General features: G+C 66.3%; 16 protein-coding genes. 10 read left to right on the top strand and 6 right to left on the bottom strand.

Features of this window, described 5'->3' with window-relative positions; translation table 11 throughout:
• Positions 1 to 156 precede the first annotated feature (156 nt).
• On the top strand, positions 157 to 978 hold the full coding sequence (locus DB354_RS06420) for a tRNA threonylcarbamoyladenosine dehydratase (protein ID WP_107834617.1): 822 nt from the start codon (positions 157 to 159) through the stop codon (positions 976 to 978).
• Positions 979 to 1359: 381 nt separating this feature from the next.
• Complete coding sequence (aroB, locus tag DB354_RS06415; RefSeq protein WP_107834616.1) at positions 1360 to 2445, top strand: 3-dehydroquinate synthase; 1086 nt, start codon at positions 1360 to 1362, stop codon at positions 2443 to 2445.
• A 187-nt stretch (positions 2446 to 2632) separates the two neighbouring features.
• On the opposite strand, the gene DB354_RS06410 is transcribed toward aroB, so the two are convergent.
• Both DB354_RS06410 and DB354_RS06405 read right to left on the bottom strand, forming a co-directional pair.
• Positions 2633 to 6103, bottom strand: a complete 3471-nt coding sequence (locus tag DB354_RS06410; RefSeq protein ID WP_107834615.1) for a PA14 domain-containing protein — start codon at positions 6101 to 6103, stop codon at positions 2633 to 2635.
• Between the two features lie 326 nt (positions 6104 to 6429).
• A complete protein-coding gene (locus DB354_RS06405) occupies positions 6430 to 9987 on the bottom strand; it encodes a TonB-dependent receptor plug domain-containing protein (RefSeq protein WP_158277392.1) in 3558 nt (1185 codons plus the stop codon).
• A 378-nt stretch (positions 9988 to 10365) separates the two neighbouring features.
• Here DB354_RS06405 and DB354_RS06400 point away from each other — a divergent pair, with 378 nt between their 5' ends.
• Together DB354_RS06400 and DB354_RS06395 are read left to right on the top strand one after the other, a co-directional pair.
• Positions 10366 to 11319: an aldo/keto reductase gene (locus DB354_RS06400; protein ID WP_107834613.1), complete on the top strand. Its 954-nt coding sequence runs from the start codon at positions 10366 to 10368 to the stop codon at positions 11317 to 11319.
• Positions 11320 to 11390: 71 nt separating this feature from the next.
• Positions 11391 to 12404, top strand: a complete 1014-nt coding sequence (locus DB354_RS06395; RefSeq protein WP_107834612.1) for a zinc-binding alcohol dehydrogenase family protein — start codon at positions 11391 to 11393, stop codon at positions 12402 to 12404.
• Between the two features lie 216 nt (positions 12405 to 12620).
• Here DB354_RS06395 and DB354_RS06390 read toward each other — a convergent pair whose 3' ends face one another.
• Positions 12621 to 13415 carry an MBL fold metallo-hydrolase gene (locus tag DB354_RS06390; RefSeq protein ID WP_233256571.1) on the bottom strand — a complete coding sequence of 265 codons (795 nt, stop codon included), beginning with the start codon at positions 13413 to 13415 and terminating at the stop codon, positions 12621 to 12623.
• A 380-nt stretch (positions 13416 to 13795) separates the two neighbouring features.
• On the opposite strand from DB354_RS06390, the gene DB354_RS06385 reads away from it, so the two are divergent.
• Together DB354_RS06385 and DB354_RS06380 are read left to right on the top strand one after the other, a co-directional pair.
• Entirely contained in the window at positions 13796 to 16072 is a 2277-nt protein-coding gene (locus DB354_RS06385; protein WP_107834610.1) for a fused MFS/spermidine synthase, read from the top strand.
• A 182-nt stretch (positions 16073 to 16254) separates the two neighbouring features.
• Positions 16255 to 17244: a Gfo/Idh/MocA family oxidoreductase gene (locus DB354_RS06380; RefSeq protein ID WP_107834609.1), complete on the top strand. Its 990-nt coding sequence runs from the start codon at positions 16255 to 16257 to the stop codon at positions 17242 to 17244.
• Positions 17245 to 17303: 59 nt separating this feature from the next.
• On the opposite strand, the gene DB354_RS06375 is transcribed toward DB354_RS06380, so the two are convergent.
• Positions 17304 to 17726: a response regulator gene (locus DB354_RS06375; protein ID WP_107834608.1), complete on the bottom strand. Its 423-nt coding sequence runs from the start codon at positions 17724 to 17726 to the stop codon at positions 17304 to 17306.
• A 452-nt stretch (positions 17727 to 18178) separates the two neighbouring features.
• Between DB354_RS06375 and DB354_RS06370 the strand changes: the two genes are divergently transcribed.
• On the top strand, positions 18179 to 19564 hold the full coding sequence (locus tag DB354_RS06370; protein WP_107834607.1) for a Gfo/Idh/MocA family oxidoreductase: 1386 nt from the start codon (positions 18179 to 18181) through the stop codon (positions 19562 to 19564).
• Between the two features lie 949 nt (positions 19565 to 20513).
• Here DB354_RS06370 and DB354_RS06365 read toward each other — a convergent pair.
• A complete protein-coding gene (locus DB354_RS06365; RefSeq protein WP_107834606.1) occupies positions 20514 to 21335 on the bottom strand; it encodes a GDSL-type esterase/lipase family protein in 822 nt (273 codons plus the stop codon).
• 137 nt (positions 21336 to 21472) lie between these two features.
• On the opposite strand from DB354_RS06365, the gene DB354_RS06360 reads away from it, so the two are divergent.
• Together DB354_RS06360 and DB354_RS06355 are read left to right on the top strand one after the other, a co-directional pair.
• Positions 21473 to 22645: a glycoside hydrolase family 88 protein gene (locus DB354_RS06360; protein WP_107834605.1), complete on the top strand. Its 1173-nt coding sequence runs from the start codon at positions 21473 to 21475 to the stop codon at positions 22643 to 22645.
• A gap of 870 nt (positions 22646 to 23515) precedes the next feature.
• On the top strand, positions 23516 to 24622 hold the full coding sequence (locus DB354_RS06355; protein WP_107834604.1) for a glycoside hydrolase family 88 protein: 1107 nt from the start codon (positions 23516 to 23518) through the stop codon (positions 24620 to 24622).
• Between the two features lie 111 nt (positions 24623 to 24733).
• Here DB354_RS06355 and DB354_RS06350 read toward each other — a convergent pair whose 3' ends face one another.
• Complete coding sequence (locus DB354_RS06350) at positions 24734 to 25510, bottom strand: SDR family oxidoreductase (RefSeq protein ID WP_107834603.1); 777 nt, start codon at positions 25508 to 25510, stop codon at positions 24734 to 24736.
• Positions 25511 to 25591: 81 nt separating this feature from the next.
• Here DB354_RS06350 and DB354_RS06345 point away from each other — a divergent pair, with 81 nt between their 5' ends.
• Positions 25592 to 26257: a hemolysin III family protein gene (locus DB354_RS06345; protein WP_107834691.1), complete on the top strand. Its 666-nt coding sequence runs from the start codon at positions 25592 to 25594 to the stop codon at positions 26255 to 26257.
• Positions 26258 to 26408: the final 151 nt, after the last annotated feature.

The following is a 26408-nucleotide window of genomic DNA, read 5'->3' as shown; positions in this document are numbered from 1 at the left end:
GTTCGGGCGCGTCTTGGGACGCGCCTGACGAGGCAAATCCAGGCCCCGGGACCGCGGCGCGCGCAGCGTTGCGGCGGCGGCGTGGGATGGACACCGGTTCGGCCGGTGCGTCCGCGCGCTTGCCGACGAGGGCGCGACGCCTAGAGGTTGGGCCGGATGACCTCTGGAACCGCAGTTGAATTGTCGGCCGACTACCTTGACCGCTTCGGCGGGGTGGGGCGGCTGTTGGGCTGGGCTGGGCTCGAGCGGCTGGCCGCGGCGCACGTGTGCGTCGTGGGGCTGGGCGGGGTCGGATCCTGGGTTGTGGAAGGACTCGCGCGCAGCGGCGTGGGCGCGCTCACGCTGATCGACATGGACGATGTCTGCGTGACGAACGTGAACCGGCAGTTGCCGGCGCTGGACGGGCAGATTGGCCGGCCGAAGCCGATGGTGCTGGCCGACCGCGTGCGGCTGATCAATCCCGCGTGCCGGGTGACGGCGCTCCCGGAGTTCTTCACGAGTTCGACGGCGGAGCGGCTGCTGGCGGGGCCGTTCGACTATGTGGTCGACGCGATCGACAAGGTGCCGGCCAAGGCGTTGCTGATCGCGAGCGCGAAGCAGCGCGGCTGGCCGGTTCTGACCTCGGGGGGCGCGGGCGGGCGGATGGATCCGACGCAGATCCGGACGGGCGATCTTGGGCAGGCGTCGGTGGACAGCCTGCTGCGGCTGGTGCGGAAGACATTGCGGCGGGAGCATGGCTTTGCGCCCGGCGCGCAGCGCGGCCGGATGCATTTTGGTGTGCGCTGTGTGTGGTCGGAGGAGCCGCAGGTCTTTCCCTGGGCCGACGGCACCTGCGCGGCAGAGCCGGAGCCGGGCTCGAACCTGAGGCTCGACTGCGCGAGCGGCTTTGGCACGGGCGTGTTCGTGACCGGGGCTTTCGGCCTGGCTGCGGCAGGCGAGGTCGTAAGGGAGCTCGGGAAGAAAGGGCTGAAGGACTGAAAGGCTGAAGGGCTGAAGCCGGAAGCCGGAAGCCGGAGGACGGAGACCAGAAGACAGAAGTCAGAAGCCGGAGGCCAGCGTCGGAAGCCGAAGGGCAGAAGCTCGGTGCCCTCTTCCGAGCTCTGTGAACTCTGTGCCCCGCCCATTCAACCAGTTCGCCGCTGGCCTCCAGCTTCCGGCCTCCATTCTCCGGCTTCTGGCCTTCCGTCCTCCGTCCTCCGTCCTCCGGCCTCTGGCTTCTGGCTTCCGGCCGTAGGCTTGGCGAAGGCGCGGGAGCAGACGCTGAACCTGCGAGCCGCCGTGGGCGGACCTGTCCGCCGTAGGCTTGGCGGAGGCGGAAAGGGTCTTGTCGCCGGGGAGGGCGCTCCCTTTAACCGAGGCATGGCTGACACTCTCACCGTCCAGTTGGGCGATCGCAGTTACCCGATCCATTTCGGGACGGATCTGGCCGGGACGATCCGGCAGACGCTCGCGGAGCTCGCCGCGGCGGGGCGCAAGGTGGTGGTGCTGACGGATACGCGCGTCCAAGCGGCGCAGTCGGAGTGGATCACGGCGGTGACGGCGGGCCTGCCGATCTTTGCGGTCGAGCCGGGCGAGGGCGCGAAGTCGCTCGCCGGGCTGGGGGCGGTGCTCGATTTCCTGGCGAACCAGCAGGTCGACCGGCATGGCGTGCTGCTGGTCATCGGCGGCGGCGTAGTGGGTGACCTGGGGGGCTTTGCGGCGGCATCGTGGCTGCGCGGAATCGATTTTCTGCAGGTGCCCACGACGTTGCTGGCGATGGTGGACAGCTCCGTTGGCGGAAAAACGGGCATCAATATCGCGGCGGGCAAGAATCTCGTCGGGGCCTTTCACCAGCCGCGGGCGGTCTTCATCTCCACGCGTCTGCTGGCCACGCTGCCGGCGCGGGAGTTCGCGGCCGGCATGGCGGAGGTGATCAAGTACGGGCTGCTGGGCGATCGCGCGCTCTTTGAGCAGCTCGAACGTGCGCCGGTGACGGTGAACAGTCCGGAACTGGCGGACGTGGTGCGCCGGTGCTGCGCGGCCAAGGCGCGGATCGTCGAGGCGGACGAGCGCGAGACGGCGGCGACGGGCGGGCGGGCGTTGCTGAACCTTGGCCATACCTTCGGCCACGCGATCGAGAATGCGGCGGGCTACGGCACGTACCTGCATGGCGAGGCGGTGGCGATCGGTCTGAACGGCGCCGCGCGGTTGTCACAGAAGCTTGGCTACATGACCGCCGCCGACGCCGAGCGGGTCGAGGCCGTGGTGCGGGCGCACGCGCTGCCGGTGCGGCTGCAACGACCGCTGCCGTACAGCGCGCTGTTGCCGGCGATGAAGCGCGACAAGAAGGTGCGCTCCGGTGGCCTGCGTTTCGTGGTGCTGAAGGAAATCGGCGACTCCGTCACGGCCGAGAACGTGCCGGCGCATCTCGTCGAGGCATGCTTCCGCGAAGTGGGGGCGGCCTGACGCTGCCTCGCGCCGGCGGCTGCCGACGCACGGCAGCTAATGGAGAATTGAGAATGGCGAATGGAGAATGCCGGACGACGCGGTGCGGGTGCGTTCAGGACATCCTATCCTTCCCGCGGGGCGGAGGATCTTCGTGGCGTATTCCACGCCTCCTTCCGGTCCATAAGAAATCGCGGCAGCGATCTCTTCAGCGGAAACGGAGGTAGTTGAGGAGGAGCCGGCGGGCGACGTGGGCGGGGCCTTCGCGGGAGTCGAGCTGCGAGCAGATGTCCAGCGTGGAGAAGACGATCTTGCCGCGGCCGAAGGGGATCACGCCCACGGCGGTGCCGAGCTGCATCGGGTAGCTGTGGTAGCAACCGGCGGCGAGGTCTTCGCCGTGAAGCAGGAGCCCAGTGCGTTCGTCACCGTTGCGGACGACTGCCTGGTACGGCCAATCGAGAGCGGCGTTGACGGGGAGACCGGCGAACAGCGGGTGCTCGCGGGCGAAGTGAATGCCGCCGAGCCAGGCCTTGCCGACCTTGAACGCGCCATCGTAGGTCACCACCGGGTTGGCCGCGCCGGTGATCAGCGGCATCCACGATTCGGCGCGCTCGAGAATCACGAGGGTGGTCCCGTCGCGGCGGACGCGTTCCAGGATGGACGGGGCGATGGTGGAGTCGGTTTCCGGGGCGATCCAGGAGACCTCGCACGCGGCGTTGCCGCGGAGATGCCGCAACTCGAGCGTGAATGACACCGGTTGGTTGCGTCGGAGGGGGACTGAGCCGCGCACGGGCGGCGGATTGCGGGCGAGCTGCGATTCGATGACCAGGTGGCCGTCAATGAGCAGGCGCACCCCGCCGCTGGCGCGGGCGACGAACGTGTAGGTGCCCTCGGCGGGAGCGGTGAGGCGGCCCTCCCAGCGCACGCCGTAATTGGTCATGACGGACAACGCGGGATCGGGCGCGGCGCCATCATCGACGGCGTACGTCACGGCGGGGTCGATACGTTCGTGGACTTTGTCGGTGAGGCGCAGGTCACGGAAGAACGTGGTGCGCAGTCCCGGCCCGGAGCCGTCCGGCAAGGTGAGCCGGCTGGCGGGCAGGGGCGTGGGCTCGCCCTCGGCCGGACCACGGGCGACGGCGATCCAGTCGAGTCGCGGGGCGTCGGGGCGGAAGGCGGGGGCGGCGAGGTGCATTTCCTGGGTGAGGAAGCGCCCCACGTGGTCCTCGGTTTCCCAGACGGCGCCGCTGCCGGGCACGTCAACGCCGCGCCAGTCAACCGCGACGGCGTCGTCGTGGCCGCGGGCACGCTCGGCGCCGGAGGCGTCGAGCAGCCGGGCATCGACGCGGAGGGAGCCGTGAACAGTGGCGTCGAGTGGCAGGGAAACCGCGGCGGCGATCAGTTCGCCGAAGGTATCGCCGCCGGTGACGGTGACGGCGCGCTGCGCGCGGGCAAGTTCGCGTCCGGCGGCGTCACGGGTGACGATCTCGAGCTGATGCGGGCCGTGGAGGTTGGTCTCGTTGACGATGTAGAAATCGGCGAGGAGCGCGGCGGGCGGATGCACGACGGTCGTGCGGAGCTTCACGGCCACGTAGAGCGGCTGGTTATAGTAGGCGATGATCGCCGGATCGGCCTTGGGGTTTCGGAAGCAGTCCACGGCACCGGAGTGGTTTTCGACGATCTCGGCTTCCCAGCCGTTGATGGCGTAACCGTCGCCGACGTTGGACATGCGCATGTTTTCGATGCGGCGTCCTTGATGGCCGAGCGAGACGGCGCCCATGGCGCAGGTGAGGGCATCGACCGTGAGGAACGCGGCGCGGAGATGCTTTTCGTCGAGGAATCGGGTGAACGTCGCGTGCCAATCGAGATACATGGCGCCGTCCCAGCCGAGGCGCGGGCCGGCCTTGAGCTCGGCGGCGATGCGGTCGAGGCGCGGCGGGGTGGAGATCGCGCCCTCCTCGCCCCAGAAGACGACTTCACGGCGGTTTTCGGTCCGACCGTAGAAGTTGTCGGGGTTGCGATACAGGCTCTCGTTCCACGTGGCGGGACCGCCGGCGTGGTGAACGTCGTACCAGCCATTCAAGTACGGCTGCGCGTCGAAGGGGCGAAAGTGTAGCTTGGCGGGGTCTTCGATGTCGACGCCGCGGGCCCAGGCGGAGGTGTGAAGGATGAGCCGGCTCGGATCGATTTCCCGGGCGGCGGCCATGTCGTCGCGGTGGCGCGCGATCTCAGCCGGGTTGGGGTGCGGGTTTCGGGAGTCCCACTCGTTGATGAGATTGTAGATGACAAGGGAAGGGTGGCTGCGGTCGCGGCGGACCATGCGAAGGAACTTCTCGCGCGCGAGCGGCTGGCCGAACGGCTCGCGGTCGACGGATTTGTAGGCGCCCGGTTCTTCGAAATAGAGCAGGCCCAGTGCGTCGGCCTGCTCCAGGACGACGGGGTTGCCGATGGCGCGGTGAAAATTGAGCATGTTCAACCCCATCGCCTTGGCGGTGCGGATCTGCCGCGCGGCGAGTTCGGACGTTGGGTAGATGCCGTTGATCGGCCAGAAGCCCCAACTGATCGCGGTGCGCGCGACGAAGCGGCGGCCATTGAGGCGCAGGACGGCGTCCTGGCCGATGCCGTCGATGGCGAACCAGCGGAAGCCGAAGGTCTGGGACGCGGAGTCAGCGTCGGCGTCGGCGACGGGGGCGGAGCTGCGCAGGCTGGCTTCGCAGACATAGAGGTTGGGGCGGTCGACGTCCCAGAGGCGGGCCTGTGGGACGTGCAGGCGGGCGGTGACGACGTTCTCGCCGGGTTGCAGCGTGATGTCGGTGAGCGTCGTTTCGAGGACGGTTGCCGGGGCGGCGCCGACGGAGGCGGGAGCCGGGGAGTGTTCACGCACGCGCACGATGACGTCGCGTTGAACCGGTTGGCGGCCGGGATTGCGGATCGTGACGTGGGCGTTGGCCGTGGTGAGGGCGGGCGTGTTCTGGACGTAGATATCCGCGATGTGGACTGGGGCGCAGACGACCAGGCGGACGCGTCCGGTGATGCCGCCGAAGCCATGGCTGAGCGGAAACGCGTGCTTGCCCCAGAGCATGGGCTGGGAGTCACGCCAGTCGAAGTTGCCGGCGGGGTCGGTGACCCTGACGGCGATCTCGCAGGGCTGGCCGGGCGTGACGAAGCGGGTGATGTCGAACTCGAGCGGCGAGTTGCCGACGATGTCGTAGCCGGCGAGCTGGCGGTTGACGAAGACCTCGGCGCGCTGGCGGATGGATTCAAAACGCAGCAGAACGGTGCGCGGAGCAGAAGCGGCAGGGAGCGTGATCGTGCGTGACCACCAACTGACGCCGGTGAGATCGCCGGCGGGGCCGGGGACGGTTTGCAGGTACTCTTCGACCGTGCCGGGAACAGAGACGGGCTTGGCGGCGGACGAGGCAAGGCTGGCCCAGCCGCCGGTGGGCGGGTGGATGGGGAGTTGGTTGAGCGGTGGGGCGGGGAAGTGGAGCTTGTCGTCGCGCCAGGGGGCATCGCGATCGAACCACAGCGACCAGCCCGGGCCGGAGAGATCGAGGTCGACGCGGTCGGCGGCGGACGCCGCCACGGGACGGGTGGCAGCGATGGCAACGAGCGCGAGACAGGGGAACAGTAACAGCTGACGGAGCGTGCGCCACGGAGCGAACGAGAGGGGAGACATGTGGGCAGCCTGACGCAGCAGGGTGGAGTGAGGGTCCGTTTTCAGATCTCACTCTTACTCTTCCTCCTTCTCTTACTCCCCCTCAGGCCGGCCGGTGGAGGCCGGCCGAGAACGCCTTCGGAGTGAAAGTGAGAGTGAGGGTGAAAGTGAAAGTGGCGAAGCCACTGAGCGGGCGACCCTCAATCCCTCAATCCCTCAATCCCTCAATCCCTCAATCCCTCAATCCCTCGGGAGAAAGCGGAAGAGTAGGAGTAAGAGAAAGAGATGAAAAAGGCGGCCCTCGAAAATGAGGGCCGCCTTGAAAGCGAGAGGTATTGATCTGGCGATTACAGATCGAACGACGCCGTCAGGAAGAACTGCTGCGGGTCGACGATGCGGAACGCGTTCGGGGTGCCGTCAGGGAAGGCGCCGATCGGCTGCAACCGGCCGTTTTCGCCCAGATTTCGGACGTTCAGCTGGAAGTTGGCGCCGACGCGGTTCCGGAAGAGCTTTGTCCGATAGCTGATGAAGGCGTCCACATAGGTGTGGGCCTTGTCCCAGATCGGGCGGTTCGGGTTGAGCTCAGTGACGACGGCGGGCAGTTCCTGCAGGCCGTAGAAGCCGATGGCGCCCTGGTCTTCCCAACGCACCGCGCCGCCGACCTTGAAGTTCTTCAGGATGCGGTTCTCGGTGAACTGGGCGAGCTGGAGGCTGGAGCTGACCTTGACGGTGTACTCGCGAACGCTCGGCTTGGACTTGCCGTCCATCTGCTTGATCACGCTGTAGGGCGCGTTGACGAACGAAGCGTAGTTCTGCTCAGGCGTCTGGGAGCCGCTGTAGCTGTGCTTCCACCAGAGGTGCTGCGGATTGGCGGCGTCGACCCAGCCCTGGGACGCACCGGTGCCGAGGTTCGGATCGCTGTTCTGGTCAACGATCGAGGTCCAGATCGGCATGCGTTCGTTGATCCATTGCTGAACGGTCTGCGAGACATTCGCGCTGATCGACTTCTGCTGCACGACCGAGGCCTTGACGGTCCAATAGCGCGTGGGGTTGAAGTCGATTTCGACTTCGTTGCCGGTCGCGATGATGTCGTTGGTGGCGGCGATGGTGCCGGCGCGGAAGTTCGTGACCAGACGATCGTATTGATCGATCGGAATCTTCATCTGGTCAGCGACGGCTTGGCGAACCTGAGTGGCGGTCCAGTCAGGATGCGTGAGCGTCCACCAGTCGGTGGCGCGATCATACAACTGGTAGTTGTCGGCCGAGATATCGAGGTCGAGGCGGAGCACGCGCTGGGCGACGGTGTTGGCATCGCCATCACGCGCGTTCAGCTGACGGGTGATGTAGTGGTTGAAGCGGAGGACGAGCTTGCTGTCGAAGAGGTCGAGCCAGAAGCCGTAGTCCTTGCCCTTGCCGGTGGTGTTGGGCAGCTCCTTGAAGTACAGGTCGACCGCGGGGGCCTGCGGGAAGAAGTTGTCGGATTGATTGTAGGTGACCGAGAGGCCGCGGGCGACATGGCCGAGGGCGCTGACGACCGGGTTGTTGCTGTTCATCATGTTCCGGGTGAACGCGAATTCACGGAACGGACGGGCCACGATGCTGGTGGTCTTGGTCCGGCCGCTGCTGTAGCGGTAGTCGCCGGTCTGCCAGCCATTGTCGGTGATGAAGTCGTGCTCGGTGTTGCCGTTCACGAGATTCGGGGTGTTGCCGAACTTCGAGTATACCTTGTCCTGGCGCATACCGAACATCGTGACGAGCGCGCCGTTGAAGAACTGGCTCTGAAGGACGGCGCCGGGGGTCTTGATGATGGTCTTGACGTTGTTGTTGCCGCCGGTGCCATCGGTCGAGGCGAGCAGGCCGAGGGTCGCGTTCTCCTTGTAGAAGACCGGATCACTCACGACGCCGCTGCTGACGGTGCGATAGCCGCCCCAGTTGAACGTGTAGTTGCCGTGATTGAAGTCCTGCGGGGCGTAGTCGATGTTCGAGCCGTTGGCGTCGCCGACATAGTACCGGAGGTACTGGCGCACAACGTTGGCGCCGGCCTGCGGGCCGCCGCTGACATTGCTCTGCACGGCGCGGCCCATGGTCGAAAGGAAGCCGGTACGGCCCGTTTCGGTCCAGGTGTGATTGGAGGTCAGCGCCTCACGATAGGAGTACTGGCGCTGGATGCGGTACTTGTACTCGTTGTAGCCGCTCAGCTGGTGCATGCCGAGCCACTTGAGCCAGTTGCTCTCCTCACGAAGGTCGAGCTTATAGGCGACCTGGCCGCGATAGGTGTCCCATTTCATCGGCATCCAGCGAGTGAGGGGTTCGGTGGCGGCCAGATAGGGCCGGCCGAAGTACGGGTTCACCGTGCCGTCGAGATTATACTCGTTGACGTCGACGAAGAGCTGGCCGGTCTGGCCGGAGGTGCCGGAATTGCCGAGCGGGGTACGCTGGTAGCGGAGGGAATCTTCGCGGAAGAAGCCCACCTGGGCGACGAGCATCTGACGAGGCGTGTTGAAGAACGTCTGGTCGATCTGCGCGCTATACGTGTTGGTCCGGTCCATCAGCCGGTTGACCGAGGACAAGTTCTGTTCGGACCAGTCGTACCAGCTATGGTCACCGACCGTCGGGGTGGTGGTCCAGAGGGGCTGGTTGGTGAAGCGGCCGAGGTTGGCGCCCAGAATGCCGGTTTGCATGAGGCGGACGGTCTGGTTGTTGGCCGCGGGCGTGACGAAGGAGGCGGTCTGCGAGTTGGCGTTCGGGGCGGACCAGTAGCCGATGCCGCCCTGATCGATGTAAAGGTTGCCGCGAGTCTGGATCGTGCCCGACCGGGTGATCGGGACATAGGACGGAATGGCCGAGTCGGCCGTGATCGGGACGATCGCCCGGCCGCCGGTGACGACGCCATTCTTGTCGATCGTCTGGCCGTTCAGGTGGATAACTTGGCGGACCGGATCCCATGAGGGCTTCCCGTTGTTGACCCAGTCGCTGATGTAGTCACGCGGCGGGGTGTAGTTCGGGCGGTTGCCGTTCATGCGGTAGTGCAGGAAGGCACCGGAGATCGTGGTGTTCTTGAATGGCTGGTACTTGATCATGCCGTTGTAGCGCACCGTGTTGACGCCGGAGGGCTTGCGGATGAAGGCGTCGTGCTGGAAGGCGCCGTTCACGCGCACGGCGAGAACGTTCTTCTTGATCACACGATTGATGTCCAAGCTCGTGCGATAGCCTTCGTAACTGTCGACGCGAACCTCGGCGCGGCTGCGGTCGCGGGTGAGGTTGGCGGAGACCGGGACGGCGTTGGCGGTACCGGAGGCATTGCCGAGGCCGAACACGTTGGCGTTCGGGCCGCGGCTGACTTCGATCGCGTCCGTGATCAACGGGTCGATCGGCATGCGGCCCTGCGTCTCGTAGTTGCCGTAAGACTGGTTGGCAGCGGCGACGCCACGGATGCGGTTCGCGCCCGTGGGGTTCATCTGCACGTTGTCCGTCAGCTGGCCGTTACGGTCCATGACGTAGTCCGTGTAGGTGCCCGTGCCTTCCGCGCCGGCGGTGTAGAGGAAGACGTCGTTCAGATCGAGCATGCCGAAGTCTTCCATCTGCTCCTTGGTCACGACGCTCAGCGACGACGCCAGGTCCTCGACCTTGGTGTTGAAGCGGGTGCCGGACATCGTGTTCGTCGCGAAGTAACCGCGGCTGTCGGAGACGACCTCGAACGGCGAGAGTTCAATGACCTCGTCGGTGGAGGCTGCCGGCTTGGCAGCGGTGTTTTGCGTTACCGGCACCGGCTGGCGCGGAGCCGTGGCGGCCTCGGGAGCCGGCGCCGGCGCCACTTGGGCGACGAGGCCGGTAGCCGCGAGCATGGCGGCGAGAGCTTGTGCCCGCACGATCGGGCGCAGCGTCATTGATCGATGTGGAGTCATAGTTGTAGCAGGTTTGAGCGGTGGCAGCATGGCGTCGCGGTCAACGAACCAACGGCGTCACCGAAGGGGTCTGTTGGAGGGGGTATCTCTGTCAGGGTTTAAGCAAATATGCCCAATGGCGCGGACACGTGTCCGCCGCAAGTTCATATTGTTCGGGGACGGGGGAATACCTGCGGGAACGGGGGTAGTCAGCGGGCAGATCAAGCAGTGCGCCCGATGAAATAAGGAGCCAAGGAGACCGGTGCGCGCATCGTTGACTGGCAGGAGACGCGGGAGGCGGGAATCACACAAAATGGCGGACAGTCCGTCGCCCGCACGTGACGGATCGGAAACTCCGGGATTCCCGTCGGGCGCCGCGCCGTCCACGCTGGCCGAACCATGCTTTACCGCCCCCTTGGTCACACCGGTCTGGATGTGTCGGTCCTGAGTTTCGGCGCGTCGTCGCTGGGCGGCGTGTTCCGGACGACGGACGACTCCGAGTCGATCCGTGCCGTGCGCACCGCCCTGGACCTGGGGATGAACTTCATCGACGTGTCGCCGTATTACGGCGCGACCCGGGCGGAGACGGTGCTCGGCCGGGCGCTGGCGGGCGTGCCGCGGGAAAGCTATGTGCTGGCAACCAAGGTGGGCCAGTATGGCGAGGGGCAGTTTGATTTCTCCGCCGCCCGCGTGACGCGCAGCCTGGACGAGAGCTGCCAGCGCCTCGGGGTTGAGTACATCGACTTGCTGCAGTGCCACGACATCGAGTTCGCCGACCTGAACCAAATCGTGCACGAGACGCTGCCGGCGCTGGTGAAGCTGCGCGATGCCGGCCGGATCGGGCACATCGGGATCACGGGCCTGCCATTGAAGATATTCTCGGGCGTGCTCGACCAGGCGCCGGCCGGGACGGTCGAGACCATCCTGTCGTTCTGCCGCTACGAACTGAATGATACGGCGCTGGACGGGCTGATTCCGTACCTGCAAGGCAAGGGCATTGGCGTGATCAACGCCTCGCCGACCGGCATGGGGCTGCTCACGGAGCGCGGCGTGCCGTCGTGGCACCCGGCGCCGCGCCAGATGGTGGAGGTGAGCCGCCGTGCGGTGGCGTACTGCCAGGCCGTCGGAGCCGACATTGTGAAGCTCGCGGTCCAGTTCTGTGTCGCGCACCCGGCGATCGCCACGACCCTCGTGGGCAGCGCCAACCCGGAGAACATCCGCCGGAACGTCCGCTACATCGAAGAGCCGATCGACTTCGAGCTGATGGCCCAGGTGCTCGCGATCCTGAAGCCGATCCACAATCACAACTTCACCCGCGGCCGGCCCGAGAACCGCGATGCGCTGATCGGCTGAGCCGCCAGTGGTGTTCGTCCCGCGCCGCCCTCGTGCCGTCGCGCCGCCCCGCTTCGTCTTCCCCCTCTTCCATGCTTCAAATCGTACTCGAGAAACCCGGTTCGTTCAGCGCCGTCGACGTGACCGAGCCCAAGCCCGCGCCGGGCGAGGCCCTGGTCCGCGTGCACCGCGTGGGCGTCTGTGGCACTGACCTGCACGCCTTCGCCGGCAAGCAACCGTTCTTCAGCTACCCGCGCGTGCTCGGACACGAACTCGGCGTGGAGGTGGTCGACCCCGGTTCTGAGCCGCATGGCCTCAAGGTGGGCGACCGCTGCTCGGTCGAACCTTATGTGAATTGCGGCCGCTGCGTGGCGTGCCGGCGCGGCAAACCCAACTGCTGCTCCGAGCTGAAGGTGCTCGGCGTGCATGCGGACGGCGGCATGCGGCCGTTGTTCGCCCTCCCGGCGCGCAAGCTCCACCGCTCCGCCAAGCTGGGCTTCGAGCAACTCGCCCTCGTCGAGACGCTCGGCATCGGGGCGCACGCCGTGGAACGCGCCGCCCTGCAGCGCGATGACTTCGTGGTCGTGATCGGCGCCGGCCCGATCGGGCTGAGCGTGATCCAGTTCGCCCTCGTGAGCGGCGCGACCGTCGCGGTCATGGATGTCAGCGAAACGCGCCTCACGTTCTGCCGCGAGAAACTGGGCGTCCGCCATGTCGTGACCGCCGGCGCGGAGGCCGCGAACGCCCTCAAGGCGATCGGCGGCGGCGATCTGCCCAACGTCGTGATCGACGCCACCGGCAACCCCAAGTCCATGGCCGGCACCTTCGAGTTGGCGGCGCACGGCGGGCGGATCGTCTTCGTCGGCCTCTTCCAGGGCGATCTTACCTTCAACGACCCTAACTTCCACCGCCGCGAGCTCACAGTGTCCGGCAGCCGCAACTCGCTGCCGCAGACATTCCGCGACATCATCGCGCTGGTCGAGGCGGGCAAGGTCGACACCAGCCCGTGGATCACGCACCGCTTCGCCCTGGCCGACACGCCGCGCGTGTTTCCAACGGAGATCGCCGGGAATCCCGCGGTGCTGAAAGCGATGATCGAGGTTTAGCGGCGCGTCCCGCGCCGCTGTTTAAGGTTGGAAGTCCTAAGGCTTAAGGTTCGGACCCTCCCAACCTGCAACTTGCCAACCTTCCCACCTGCAACGCGGGGCGGCTCCTCGCCTGCAACGGTCGTTCCGCTTCCGAACCTGCAACTTTCCAACGTGGAACCTGCAACGTTCTGACCTTCCCACCTGCAACATCTCGGCGCCGGTGGGGCGCCGAGACTACAGGTCGTAGATCGGCGTGCTCTGTCCCTGCTCGACGATGGAAAACTCGCACGCGTTCAGCGCGCGGCGCACATCGGCAAACGCGGCCTCGACCGCCGGGCGCGAGTTACAGTCGCGCGAGAGATGCGTGAGGTAGATGCGGCGCCACCGCGGGCTCGCCACCGTCGCGAGCAGCTCGCGCGCGGCGGCGTTCGACAGATGCCCGTGCCGCCCTGCGATGCGCTGCTTCGTCGACCACGGCCGGCGGGTGTCGGCCTTCAACAACTCCGGGCAGTGGTTCGACTCCACCATGACAACTTCGCAGTCGCGGATGCACTCGTGGACGTTCTGCGGGGCATAGCCCAGGTCGGTGAGGACCGCGATCGACCGGCGCGGCGAAAAGAGATCGCCGTCGATGCCGCTGCTGAACCGGAAACCCACCGGCTCCTGTGCGTCGTGCGGCACCGCATAGCTCTGCACCTCCAGGTCGCGAAACCGAAAGCGCCCGCCGGTCTCGAAAAGCTGCCAGTTGGGCTGGTGGCTCAGCCCCCGCTGGATCGCGCGCGCGGTCGCCGCGTTGGCGAAGAACTGCAGGTGCGGAAACTTCTTCAACCCCTCCACGCCGGCGCAGTGGTCGCCGTGCTCATGCGTGAGGAACACCGCATCGATGCGCTCCAGGGTTTCGCCCACCGCCGCCAGCAGCGTGGACAGCTTCCGCGCCGAAAAGCCCGCGTCGACCAGCACCCGGGTGTTCTCCGTGATCAACAGCGCGGAGTTGCCCGCGCTGCCGCTCCCCAGAATGCAAAACCTCATGCCCATGTTGGCATGGGTTGAAACGCCGCGGGTTGCGCCCGCCAATCCAATTCTTGGTCCCGCGCCGTTGCCTGCGGACGCACCGCGTTTTCCGCGCGCGATTTCGCCCGCCCGCCATCCCGCTCACCCCGCCTTGAGCCGCAGCCCGGCCGGGACGCCCCGCATCCCGCCTTCGCCGCCTCCGGCGGGGCAGGGGAGCGCAGCCCCGCCCGCACGCTCAGTCCGGACGTCCCGCCGACACACCCCGGCCCGCGTGCCCGCGAATTTGCACTCTCGCGGTTTGTGGGCTCGCAACGTCCCGCCGGTTCCGTTGACGTCCGCGCATGGCCACAAGCGACCGCTACCCCGCCGCCTTGCGGAGCCCGCGCGTGGACTGACCTATGCTGTCCTACGCCCTCGCGATCTTCACCGGCGCGTTCCTCCTGTTCCAGGTTCAGCCGCTCATCGGGAAATACATCCTGCCGTGGTTCGGCGGCGGTCCCGGCGTGTGGACCACCTGCCTGCTCTTCTTCCAGGTCGTCCTGCTCGGCGGCTACGCGTACGCGCATTTCCTGACCACGCATGTGCGCCCGCGGCGTCAGGCGATCGTGCACGGCGTGCTGCTCGTCGCCGCCATGCTCCTCCTGCCCATCGCTCCCGGTGACCACTGGAAGCTTCATGTCGCCGGCAACCCGACGTGGCAAATTCTCCTCCTCCTCGCCGGCACCATCGGGCTGCCGTACTTCGTGCTCTCCGCCACCGGTCCGCTCATGCAGCAGTGGTTCAGCGCCTCTCACCCGGGCGTCTCCCCCTACCGGCTTTACGCGCTGTCCAACGTGGGCTCGCTCCTCGCGCTGCTGAGCTACCCGGTGTTCTTTGAGGTCAAGTTCTCGCGCTTCACCCAGGCCGCGCTCTGGTCCTCCGGCTTCGTCGTCTTCGTCGCCCTTTGCGGCTACTGCGCGTGGCGCCTGGCGCGCCAGCCCGTGCCCGGCCCGTCCACTCCCGCGGCCGACCCGGCCGCGCCCGCCAACCCCGTCGACGAGGCGGAGGCCCGCCCCGCGCCGCTCGACAAGGCCCTCTGGGTCCTGCTACCCGCCACGGCTTCCGTCCTCCTCCTCGCGACCACCAACAAGCTCTGCCAGGAGGTTGCCGTCATTCCGTTCCTCTGGGTGCTGCCGCTGGCGCTCTATCTCCTGAGCTTCGTGATCTGCTTCGATCACGCGCGCTGGTATGCCCGCGGGGTTTTCGCCGCGCTGCTGGCGGTCGGCATCGCCGCCTGCTTCCAGGTCATGCCCGCGGGCAACAACGCGCCGCTGCCCCTCCAGATCGCGGTGTACAGCGGGACGCTGTTCGTCGCCTGCATGTTCTGCCACGGCGAGCTCTACCAGCTGAAGCCGTCGCCCCGGTACCTGACGTCCTTCTACCTCGCGATCTCGCTGGGCGGCGCGCTCGGCGGCGTGCTCGTGGCGCTCGTCGCGCCGGCGCTGTTTGACGACTACCATGATCTCTCACTCGGTCTGTGGGTGCTCAGCTACCTTGCCGGCGTGATCTGCTTCCGGCAGGCGAGCCGCTCGCTTGGGCTCGGTGCCGCCGTCGGCGCCATCATCGCCGTTCTCCTGATCCCGGTGTTGCAGTCGCGCTTCTCCGGCGGGCTCTCGATCTGGGAGGAGTGGCTGCTCGTGTGTGACCGCTACCTTTGGTTCATGGTTGGCGGCCTCGCGTTCTTCCTCGGCTGCGTCATCGATGCCCGCACGCGCCGCGTCAGCACCGAGTGGACCCCGAAGCTCGGCGGCTACCTGATGGGACTCAGCGTCCTCGTCGGTATCGTCACCATCGTGCAATGGAACGTTGCCCGCGGCGCCGCCGCCATTGCCACCTCCCGCAACTTCTACGGCACGCTCAAGGTGTACGACTACAGCCCGGAAACTCAGGGCGAACGGTACCGTTTGCTGCTCCACGGCGCCACCACGCACGGCCTCCAGTTCACCGATCCGGCCAAGGCCCTTTTCGCCACCTCGTACTACGGCGAAACCAGCGGCGTCGGTCTCGCGATCAAGCACCTGCCCACGCCTCCCGGCCAGCGCCGGCTCGGGCTCGTCGGTCTCGGCACCGGCACGCTCGCGCGCTACGGCGCCGCCGGTGACTACGTCCGCATCTACGAGATCAACCCGGCCGTCGAACGGCTCGCCCGCACGCATTTTACCTACCTCGAGCGCAGCCCCGCCAAGGTCGACGTCGTCATGGGCGACGCCCGGCTCTCGATGGAGTATGAGCTCGCCGCCCACGAGCCGCAGAAGTTCGACCTCCTCGCGCTCGATGCCTTCAGCAGCGACGCCATCCCCATCCACCTGCTCACCCGCGAGGCGTTCGCCATCTACCTCCAACAGCTGAAGCCCGACGGCATCATCGCCGTGCACATCTCCAACCGCTACCTCGACCTGCGCCCCGTCGTGGAGCGCCTCGCTGGCGAGTTCGATCTCACCGCGGTGACGATCTCGGAGGACGACGAGCCCAACTGGTGGGTGTACCGCACGACCTGGATGCTCGTGAGCCGCAATCGCGCGCTCCTGGAGACGCCAGAGATCCGCGAGGTCTCCGAGGGCCTCGAGCGCCCGGCCATCTACCAGCCTCTCTGGACCGACGACCGCGCCAGCCTCTACCAGGTCCTGAAACGCTGACGCGCCATCGGGTGCACGCCTTCGTCACAAGGTCGTCAACCTCGTCCCCAATGGCGCGTTCGTCGGGATAGAGCGTCGAGGGCCTTGTCCACCTCACCCTACGTGGTTTCCCTCCACTCTCACTCTCACTTTCACCCTCACTCCGATCGTCACTCTCACTTTCACTCTCACTCCTCACTTTCATGAACACTCGCCAGCTGCGTTGGGGCGTCCTGGGTTATGCACGGATTGCCCGCGTCTCAGTCATACCGGCCATCCGCAAATCCCGCAATGCCGTCTTCCACGCGCTCGCCTCCCGCGACGGCGCCAAGCTCGACCAATGCCGCGCCGAGGGCGCGCCGCCGCACTGCCACGCCAGCTACGAGGACCTCGTTCACGATCCCGAGGTGGAGGCGGTTTACATCCCGCTGCCCAACTCGATGCACCGGGAGTGGACGTTGCAGGCGATCGCTCAGGGCAAGCACGTGCTTTGCGAGAAGCCCATGGGCCTCTCCGCCGCCGAGAGCCGCGAGATGATCGCCGCCGCGGAGGCGCGGGGCGTGACGCTGATGGAGGCGTTCATGTACCGCTACACGCCGCGCACCCAGAAGGTCGTTGAGATCCTGCGTTCCGGCGTGCTGGGCGAGATCAAGCAGGTGAACGCGTTCTTCCGGTTCCGGCTGCAGGCGCCGTCGATCAAGCTGCACCCCGAGCTCGGCGGCGGCTCGCTGTACGATGTCGGTTGCTACCCGATCAACTTCATCGGCCTGGTCGTCGATATCCTCGCGGGCGGGGGGCCCGCTGCGGGCGGTCAGCCGGAAAAGGTGGCGGTCGACTGCGTGTGCGAGGGCGGGGTGGACATGAATTTCTCCGCGCTCCTGCACTATCGCTCTGGCCTCATGGCCACCCTGCAGTCCGGCTTCAGCGCGCACCGGCGGATCTACGCCGAGATCATCGGCACCGAGGGCACGCTCGAGGTGCCCGACGCGTTCCTGGGCGACGGCAGCCCGCTGGTTCTGCTGCAGGGCGACTCGCGCCGCGAGCTCAGCCTGCCGACCTGCGACCGGTACCAGTTGGAGATCGAAGATTTCTCCGACGCCGTGATGCAGGGGCGAGCCCCGGCCTTCAGGCTGGTCGAGACGGTGCGCAACGCGGAGCTGCTCGATCGGTTGCTCGCCGCGAGCCGCGCGTGACGCTGGCGTCGAGCGGGCGCCGGGCGACCAGCGCCTGCCGGAGGGCAACTTCGTCGCCATCACTTCGCGGCTTCTTCCTGGGACTCGGTGGCGAAGGGTGGCCGTGAGGACCGGCTCTTGAGCAATTCGGCCACGACGGTCCCGATGCGCAGCCATTCGTCGTAAAGCAGGAAGCCGTCAGCCCCGAGCGCCTTTGCCTCCTGGCTCCGATCGATGCTCGAAACCACGATGATGGGCACCGTGCCGTTGGCCGCGCGGAGTTCCCGCAGCAACTGCAGGCCCGTGAGCTCGGACGCGCGATGCATCACGACAGCCGAGTGGGATTCCTGCCGCACCAAGTCGATCGCGCTCGGCGCGCTCTGGCACTCCTGCACGAGCGCGGCCGGGAACTTCCGCAGCAATGTCTTCACCAGCAGGAACCGGCTGTCCGCGTTGTCATCGATCACCAGAAAGTTGAGGGAGGGGCTGGCGGGGATGGACATACGTGGGAAAATCGCGGGCTAGGGTTGTGTAGAACACAAGGTCCCTCACCTCTGCCGCAACCGAATCTTTGGCGATTGGGGCGGGAGAATGACCGAACTTTTCCCCGGGATTCTTCCGGGGGCTTGATCGGAAGCCGGGCTGCCTCCGCGGGCGCTCAAACCTCAATTCTACCCTCTGTTGTCTCCCTTAGCTCCTGTGAAACCTGCCTTGGAAATCCGCGGCTCCCGATCCCAAACTATCAACAGGAGCTCGCAGAACCCGCAGAGGATCCGATCCTGAGAACCTTACACCCCGCGGCGCGTCCCCGGCCACGGCCCAACTGTCCGGCAGGTCCATCCGTTGCTGGCGGCGAAGCCATGTCGCAGGGTGAAAACGGCCTCGGCGCGCGGCCCAGCCGGCGTCAACCCGGGTCTGGCTCTTGCGCGTGGATGTGCCCAATCTCGACCCTTCCATGTCCGCTTTCACTTCCAAGTCCGGCGAGTCCCAACGGCGTCGTTATGCGATCGTTGGCCTGGGTTCGCGCCACGAAATCTACCAGGATGCCATTGAGCAGCCCTACGCCGACCGGGCGCAGTTGGTGGGGCTCTGCGATTCCAACGTCGCGCGGGTCGATTTGGCCCGCGAGCGCTCCAAGAAAAATGGTGCGGTGGTGCCTCTGGGTTATGTCGCCGCGGATTTTGGCCGGATGCTGAAGGAGACCAAGCCCGACGTCGTCATCGTAACCACGGCGGACTTCATGCACCACGAGTATCTCGTGCGCGCGATGGAGGCCGGTTGCGACGTGATCACCGAGAAGCCGATGACGATCGACGCCGAGAAGTGCCGGCAGATCGTCGATGCGCGTCGCCGCACCAGTCGCAACTGCCGCGTCACCTTCAACTATCGTTACTCGCCGCCGCGTTCGCAGGTGAAGGAGCTCCTCATGGCGGGTGAGATCGGCGAAATTCTCTCGGTTGATTTTCACTGGCTGCTCAACACGCACCATGGCGCCGACTACTTCCGCCGCTGGCACAGCCACAAGCAGTTTTCCGGCGGCCTGTTCGTCCACAAGGCCACGCATCATTTCGACCTCATCAACTGGTGGCTCGGTGCCACCCCCGTGTCGGTTATGGCGATGGGCAAGCGCGAGTTTTACACGCCGGCGACCGCCAAGCGCATGGGCCTCACCGGTCCGCACGAGCGCTGTCACACCTGTCCCGAAAAAGATCGCTGCGGGTTTTACATGGATCTCGCGGCGTTTCCGCACCTGAAGGCCCTGTACCTCGATTGCGAGGCGCACGACGGCTACTACCGCGATCGCTGTGTGTGGCGGCCCGATATCGATATCGAGGACACAATGAACGCGCTGGTGAATTACGACACGGGCGCGACGCTCAGCTACTCGCTCAACGCGTTCAACGCGTGGGAGGGCTACACGGTTTCCTTCAACGGCACCAAGGGCCGGCTCGAACACACGATTGTCGAGTCGACGTACATCAACGGCGCCGAAACCGTGCAGGGCGGCATCGCGGCCAACGGTGTGAAGACGCGCATCATTCCGCTGCGCGGCGCGGGTTACGATATCACGCCGTGGACCGCGGAGGGCGATCACGGCGGTGGCGATCGGCTCATGTTGCAGGACATCTTCGCGCCGGATCCGTCGATCGATCGCTACAAGCGCGTCGCCGACGAGCGCGCGGGTGCGTGGTCAATCCTCGTGGGCATCGCGGCCAATCGCAGCCTGCAGACCGGTGCGAAGGTCAACATCAACGACCTCGTTCCCGGACTCGAACGCCCCGATTATCCGCCGATGCCATCGCGCACCGAACCGCTGCCGATGCCGATTCGCGTGAAATAGCGCGTTCGCTTCGCTCACGTCTCTCGTTTTTTCGTGCGAAAAAACGAGAGAAGTATCCGGACATTATGAAAAAGTATCCGGACATTATTCGGGAGTATCTGGACATTATCGCGTTATCCGTTGGTGGATAACGGATAATAATTGCAGCCCTCGTCACCTCCTGATCGTCCGTTTTCGTTGCCACGAAAACGGAAAGGGGCGGGAAGCGGGGCTCCGAGCCAAACAAAGCGGGGCGCAGTTGGGGCACGGACGGGGCGGAAAAAGGGCGCGCCGGGGGCAGAGTTTGGGCGCGGAAGGGGCGCCGATGCGCAGGGAACGAGGAGAGAAGGGCGCAAAACCGGGGCGCGAAAGGGGCGGGATACCTGCGACGCCTCAACGAAACTGGGGCGGAAGAGGGGCGCGAACGGGGCGGGCATGCGCGCACCTGCCGGCCGATTTTCCCCGCCCATTCTGGGCGCCGCCCGGGCAGCTTCGATGCTGACGATCAATGAAGCCCGCGCCTCTTGGGCCCCAAACCCCAAGACATCCTTACAGGAGGAAACGGAGTCAACGGAGGGCCCGAACAGGACCCCGAATCTCACCAGGTCACGGCGCGCCCAAAGGGGCGAAGTCGTGCCGAAACGCGTGCATCGTCCGATGCGAAACCTCGCGCCTCTTTTGCGCCCACGTGGGGCGAGACGCGTTCGAAACGGCGCGCCCATTTTGCGCCCATGTGGCGCGAGACGCGTTCGAAACCGCGCGCCCCTTTTGTGTGGAACCGCGGCGAAACCGCGCGCCCCGGCACGGCGAAACGGGGGCGAAAGGGCACGCCCACCTGGCGCGAAAGGCGTTCGAAAGGGCGCGCCCCTTGTCCGCGGAGTGGGACGAAACCGCGCGCCCCATTTACCCAAAACCCGCGCCCCGTTTTACGGCGGCGCGGGCGAAAGCAGCGAGCGGATGACTGCGGCCGTTACTTCTGGCCGAGCATTTCGAGGACCGCCGGCTTGATGGCGGCGGCCCAGATCTCGTAGCCCTTCGGGCCGGGGTGGAGGAGGTCGGGCATGATGTCGCGCGAGAGCGTGCCATCCGGCTCCAGCAGCTTGGCGTTGATGTCGAGGAAGCGGATCGTGTCGCCGTTGTGCAGTTGCGCGATCTCGCGGTTGATCTCGTTTACCTGCTGGCGCTGCGCATCGAGCGGGCCCTCATTGCGGGGGAAGATCGCGAGCAGGAGAATCTTCGCCTGCGGCTCGCGCTGGCGGAGCTCGCGCACGATCGCGCGCACGCCTTCCGCGGCCTGCGCGGGGGTGTTGCGGGGCGTGACCTTGTCTTTCTCGAAGCCGGTGTTGTTGGTGCCGATCATCAGCACGATCACCTTGGGATCGATGCCGTTGAGCTCACCGTTGCGCAGCCGCCACAGCACGTGCTGGGTGCGGTCGGCGCTGATGCCGATGTTGAGCGCGTGCAACGGGGCAAACTCGCGATCCCAGACCGCGCGGCCACCGTTCTTCTCCGGCGCATTGCGCCAGAAATCGGTGATCGAATCGCCGACAAAGAGCAGGTCCACGCCGCCCTTCGCCGCGGCCGCCACGAAACCCTGGTGGCGCTTCATCCACTTCTCGTCGCGCGGGACGGGATTGATGGCGCTGTTGCGCGCCGGATCGCGCAGCGCCAACTCGGCCGCCGAGGCGGCGGGCAGCGGTGCCTGAGTGGCACAGCTGGTGAACAACGCGCCCACGCCCAGGATCGCGACGCAACCCAGGACACGGAGAGAGAGACGGGTAGTCTGCTTCATGGAGGGTTCGTGTTTGCCGGCGCTTCGCCCCCGGCGCAACTGTGTATCCCCATCCCGCGGACCGTCTGAAACCGGCCCGCTTCCCCTCACCGGCAATCCCCGCTTTCTCGGCCGCACCGTTTCGCCGAATCATCCACATGCGCCGCCTTCTCGCCTTCGTCCTCCTGCTTTCCGCCACCGCCATCGCGGGCGCAACCGACGCTCCCTCCGCCAAGCTCGCTTCCGTCCCGACGACGCCGGCGCCCGCGTTGCCCGCCAAGGCCGAGGTCCTCGCCAAGATGCGGCTCGCCAATGGCTGGTTCATGAAGGCCTGGCCCGACCCGGCGAAACCCATCGTCACCCGGCGCGCCCGCCCGAGTAACATCTGGACGCGCGGCGTCTATTACGAGGGCCTGATGGCGCTGCACGCCGTCGCCCCCGACGCCGCTTCCCTCGACTACGCGGTGCGCTGGGGCGAGGCGCATCAGTGGGGCCTCCGCCACGGCACCACGACGCGCAACGCCGACGACCAATGCTGCGGGCAGACCTACATCGAACTCTACCAGCTCGACCCCAAGCCTGAGCGCCTCCGCGACATCGTCGCCAACATCGACTTCATCGTCGCCGGCGAGCGAAACGACGACTGGTGGTGGATTGACGCCATCCAGATGGCGATGCCGGTCTATGCGAAGCTGGGTGTGCTCAAGCAGGACCCGCGCTACTGGGAAAAGGCGCACGCGATCTACACTTACACCAAGAACCAGCACGGCGGTAAGGGCCTGTACAACCCCGCCGACAAGCTCTGGTGGCGCGACAAGGACTTCGTGCCGCCGTACCGCGAGCCCAACGGTGAGGACTGCTACTGGTCGCGCGGCAACGGTTGGGTGATCGCCGCCATGGCACGCGTGCTCGATGTCCTGCCCGCCAACGCCCCGCACCGCGCCGAGTACGAGACGATGCTCCGCGACATGGCCGAGGCGCTCGTCCCGCTGCAGCGCGCCGATGGTTTCTGGAACTGCAGCCTGCACGACCCGGACAATTTCGGGGGCAAGGAATCCTCGGGCACCGCGCTCTTCGTGTACGCGATGGCGTGGGGCGTACGCCACGGCGTGCTGCCCGCCGAGAAGTACCTGCCCGTGATCACCAAGGCGTGGCAGGGCCTCGTGAACGACGCGGTGCACCCCGACGGCTTCCTTGGCTATATCCAAGGCACCGGCAAGGAGCCGAAGGACGGCCAGCCGACGAAGTATGACAGCAAGCCCGACTTCGAGGACTTCGGCGTCGGCTGCTTCCTGCTCGCCGGCGCCGAGGTGTACCAACTCGCGCGCTGAGCGCGGTCGCGAACTCCTGTGAGACTGCCTCGGTTTGAGACCAAGATCCACAAAGGCCCAAGCCATTCTACAGGAGGAAACGGAGGCAACAGAGGGCCCGAACAGGAGCCCGAAGCGCACTGGATCGTCCTCTGTTTCCTCCCTTGGCTCCTGTAAGAATGCCTTGGGGTTTGAGGAACAAGCCCCTAAGCATCCCAGCCGTTTCACAGGAGGGCGCAGAGCGCGCAGAGGCTCAATCCGGAGCCGGATTGAACTCTGCTTTTGCCCTCTGCGGCCTCAGCGAGCTCCTGTGAGACTGCCTTGGTTGAGACCAAGATCCACAAAGGCCCAAACCATTCTACAGGAGGAAACGGAGGCAACGGAGGGGCCGAACAGGAGCCAGAAGCTCACTCCTCTGTTTCCTCCCTTGGCTCCTGTAAAAGTGTCTTGGGGTTTGAGGCTCCCAGGCATCCAAGCCGTTTCACAGGAGCACGCAGAGTACGCAGATGCTCGATCCGGAGCCGAATTGAGCTCTGCTTTTGCCCTCTGCGGCCTCAGCGAACTCCTGTGAGGCTGCCTTGGTTTGAGACCAAGATCCACAAAGGCCCGAGCCATTTTACAGGAGGCAACGGAGGGCCCGAACAGGAGCCAGAAGCTCACTCCTCTGTTTCCTCCCTTAGCTCCTGTAACAGTGCCTTGGGGGTTTGAGACTCAAAGCTCCCAGACATCCAAGCCATTTTACAGGAGCACGCAGAGGGTTCGATCCGCGGATCGCAACCCTTGAACCTGCACCTTCCCCACTTGGAAACGCGGCGCGGCAGCGCCGCGTCTGCTTAACCATTTAAAAGGCGCTGGCATTGTCCGCGCCGCAGCCGCTGACTCTTTCCTGCCATGCGCCCCCTCCTTCTCGTTGCCCTCCTCGCATGTTCACCCTTGGCCGCGCCCGCCGCGGAAACCGTTTCGCCCCCGATGCCGGAGGCGGCCGACGTGCTCGCGGTGATGGAGCGCGTGGCGGACTGGCAACTCGCCAACCCGGCCCGCCACGACCCCCGCGGCTGGGTGCAGGGCGCCGGCTACACCGGCATGATGGCGCTCGCCGAAGTGTCGCCGAGTCCGCGCTTCCTCGAGGCAATGCGCCAGATGGGCGCGAAGAACGCCTGGCAGCCCGGCACGCGCGTGTATCACGCCGACGATCACGTCGTCATCCAGACCTACGCCGATCTGTTCCTGCGCGACCACAAGCCCGAGACGATCGCCCCGTCGATCGAGCGCTTTGATCACATTCTCAAGAACCCCGCGCCCGGTGGCCTCGAGTTCGTCGGCCAGAATCGCAGCACGCAGTGGTCGTGGTGCGACGCGCTGTTCATGGCGCCGCCGGCCTGGGCCAAGCTCTGGCGCGCCACCGGCAATACCGCCTACCTCGACTTCGCCGTCACGCACTGGTGGCAGACGTCCGACTACCTCTACGACAAGGAGGAGCACCTGTATTTCCGCGACAGCACCTACTTCGAGAAGCGCGAAGCCAACGGCAAAAAGATCTTCTGGTCGCGCGGCAACGGTTGGGTGTTCGGCGGCCTCGTCCGCATGTTGCAACTCCTCCCGCCGGAGCATCCGGCGCGGGCGCGCTTCGTGCAGCAATTCCAGGAGATGGCGGCCAAGCTGCTCACGCTGCAGCAGCCCGACGGTTTCTGGCGCTCGAGTCTGCTCGACGCCGAAAGTTACCCCGCGCTCGAGACAAGCGGCACCGGTTTCTACTGCTACGGGCTTTTGTGGGGCGTGAACCAGGGCCTGCTCGACCGCGGCAAGTACCTGCCTGCCGCCCTGCGCGCTTGGCAGGGGCTCATGGGCTGCGTGCAGCCCGACGGCAAACTCACCCACGTGCAGCCGATCGGCGCCGACCCAAAACGCTTCGACCCCGCCTCCACTGAGCCCTACGGCGTCGGCGCCTTCCTCCTCGCCGGCAGTGAGCTCTACCGCGCCGCCAAGCCAGCGCGGTAGACGTGAGAGGGGAAAGTGAAAGTCAGAGTGAAAGTGGGCTAGCGTCGGGCCTTGGCGACGCCGTCCTGGGCTCAAACTTATCCGATTTCGCGGCAGCGAAATCGGATCGGATTACGCGCAGTACACGCCGCCGTTGATGTCGAGCGTGGCGCCGGTGATGAAGCCGTCGAACTCGCTCGCGAGGTAAACCGCTGCGCGCGCCACGTCGTCCACCGAGCCGGGCCGCCCCAGCGGGATCCCGGCGATCGCCGCCTGCTGCGCCTCGATCGGTGTGTGCGTGGTGTGAAACTTCGTGCCGAGGATGAGCCCGGGGGCGAGGGCGTTGACGCGTACGCCCTGCGGGCCGACTTCCTGCGCGAGCGCGCGGGTGAACGTGAGCACCGCGCCCTTCGCCGTGGCGTAGGCGAGCGAGCCGGCGGCGCCGCCCTTGCGACCGGCGAGCGACGAGAGATTCACGATGCTGGCGCCGCCGCGCACCTTGGCGGCCTCGATCAGATGCGGCAGCGCCGCGCGCGTGACCCGCCGCATGCTGCCGACGTTGAGTGACATCGTCTCAGCCCAGAATTCATCGTCGGCCGCGGCAAAGCCCCGGCGCTCGATCAGCGAGCCGGCGTTGTTCACGAGAATGTCGAGGCCGCCGAGGAAGTGCACCGCGTCGTGGACGATCCGCTCGCACTGCTCGGTCTCGGTGAGATCGGCCATGCCGCGTTCGAACCGCCGGCCCAGCGTGCCGGCCTCTTTCTCTAGTTCGTGCGCACCGGCCGCGCTGCTGAAGAAGTGGACGAACAACTCGCAGCCCGCCTGGAGCAGGTGCTGGCTGATTGCGTACCCGATGCCTTGCGCGCCGGCGGTGACCAGCACGCGCTTTCCGAGGAGCTTGTTCTTCATGAGGAGTTCAGGGGCCGCGGGGAACAGGCCGGCGCGAAATTTGGCGTGGCGCGCCGAGGGATGGGCTGCAGGATCACGAAGATGCCTTCGACCGTCAAACCTCCGTCTGCGACCTACACTCCGGCCGAGGAAGTCGCCAACGCCGTCTCCCACGGGATCGGACTCGTGCTGAGCGTGGCGGCCCTGGTGCTCCTGGTGGTGTTCGCGGCGCTGCGCGGCAGTGCCTGGCACATCACGGCGTGCACGATCTTCGGTGCCTCGCTCGTGCTCCTCTACACGTCGTCCACGCTCTACCACAGCGTCCGCCACGAACGCGTGAAGCTGGTCCTGCGCAAGCTCGACCACGCAGCGATCTTCGTGCTGATCGCCGGCACGTACACACCCTTCCTGCTGGTGAATCTGCGCGGTCCCTGGGGCTGGAGCCTGTTTGGCGTGATCTGGACGCTCGCGCTCGGCGGCATCGCGATGAAGGTCTGGTTCACCGGCCGCTTCCGGGTCGTCTCCACGATCATCTACATCGTGATGGGCTGGCTCATCATCATCGCGATCGCGCCGATGATGCGCGTGATCGAGCCGGGCGGCATCTGGCTGCTGGTCGGCGGAGGCGTCTGCTACACCGGCGGCACGGTCTTCTATCTCTGGCGCAGCCTGCCGTATCACCACGCCGTGTGGCACCTCTTCGTGCTCGGCGGCAGCGTCTGCCACTTCTTCGCCGTCTTCAGCTTCGTCGTTCCGCGAGGCGCGTAGCACCGGAGGCCGGAAGCCAGAGGCCGGAAGTCAGAAGCCAGAAGCCGGAGGCCGGAACCCGGAGGACGGAGTGACGGAAGCCGATTCGATAACTGGTTCGGACTGGCTTCTGGCCTCCGGCTTCAGGCTTCTTGGGCTTCTGGTCAGTCAG

Source organism: Opitutus sp. ER46 (assembly GCF_003054705.1).
Classification (GTDB): domain Bacteria; phylum Verrucomicrobiota; class Verrucomicrobiia; order Opitutales; family Opitutaceae; genus ER46.
Note: the sequence above shows the minus strand (reverse complement) of the source record. Positions and strands in the feature narration are given on the sequence as shown.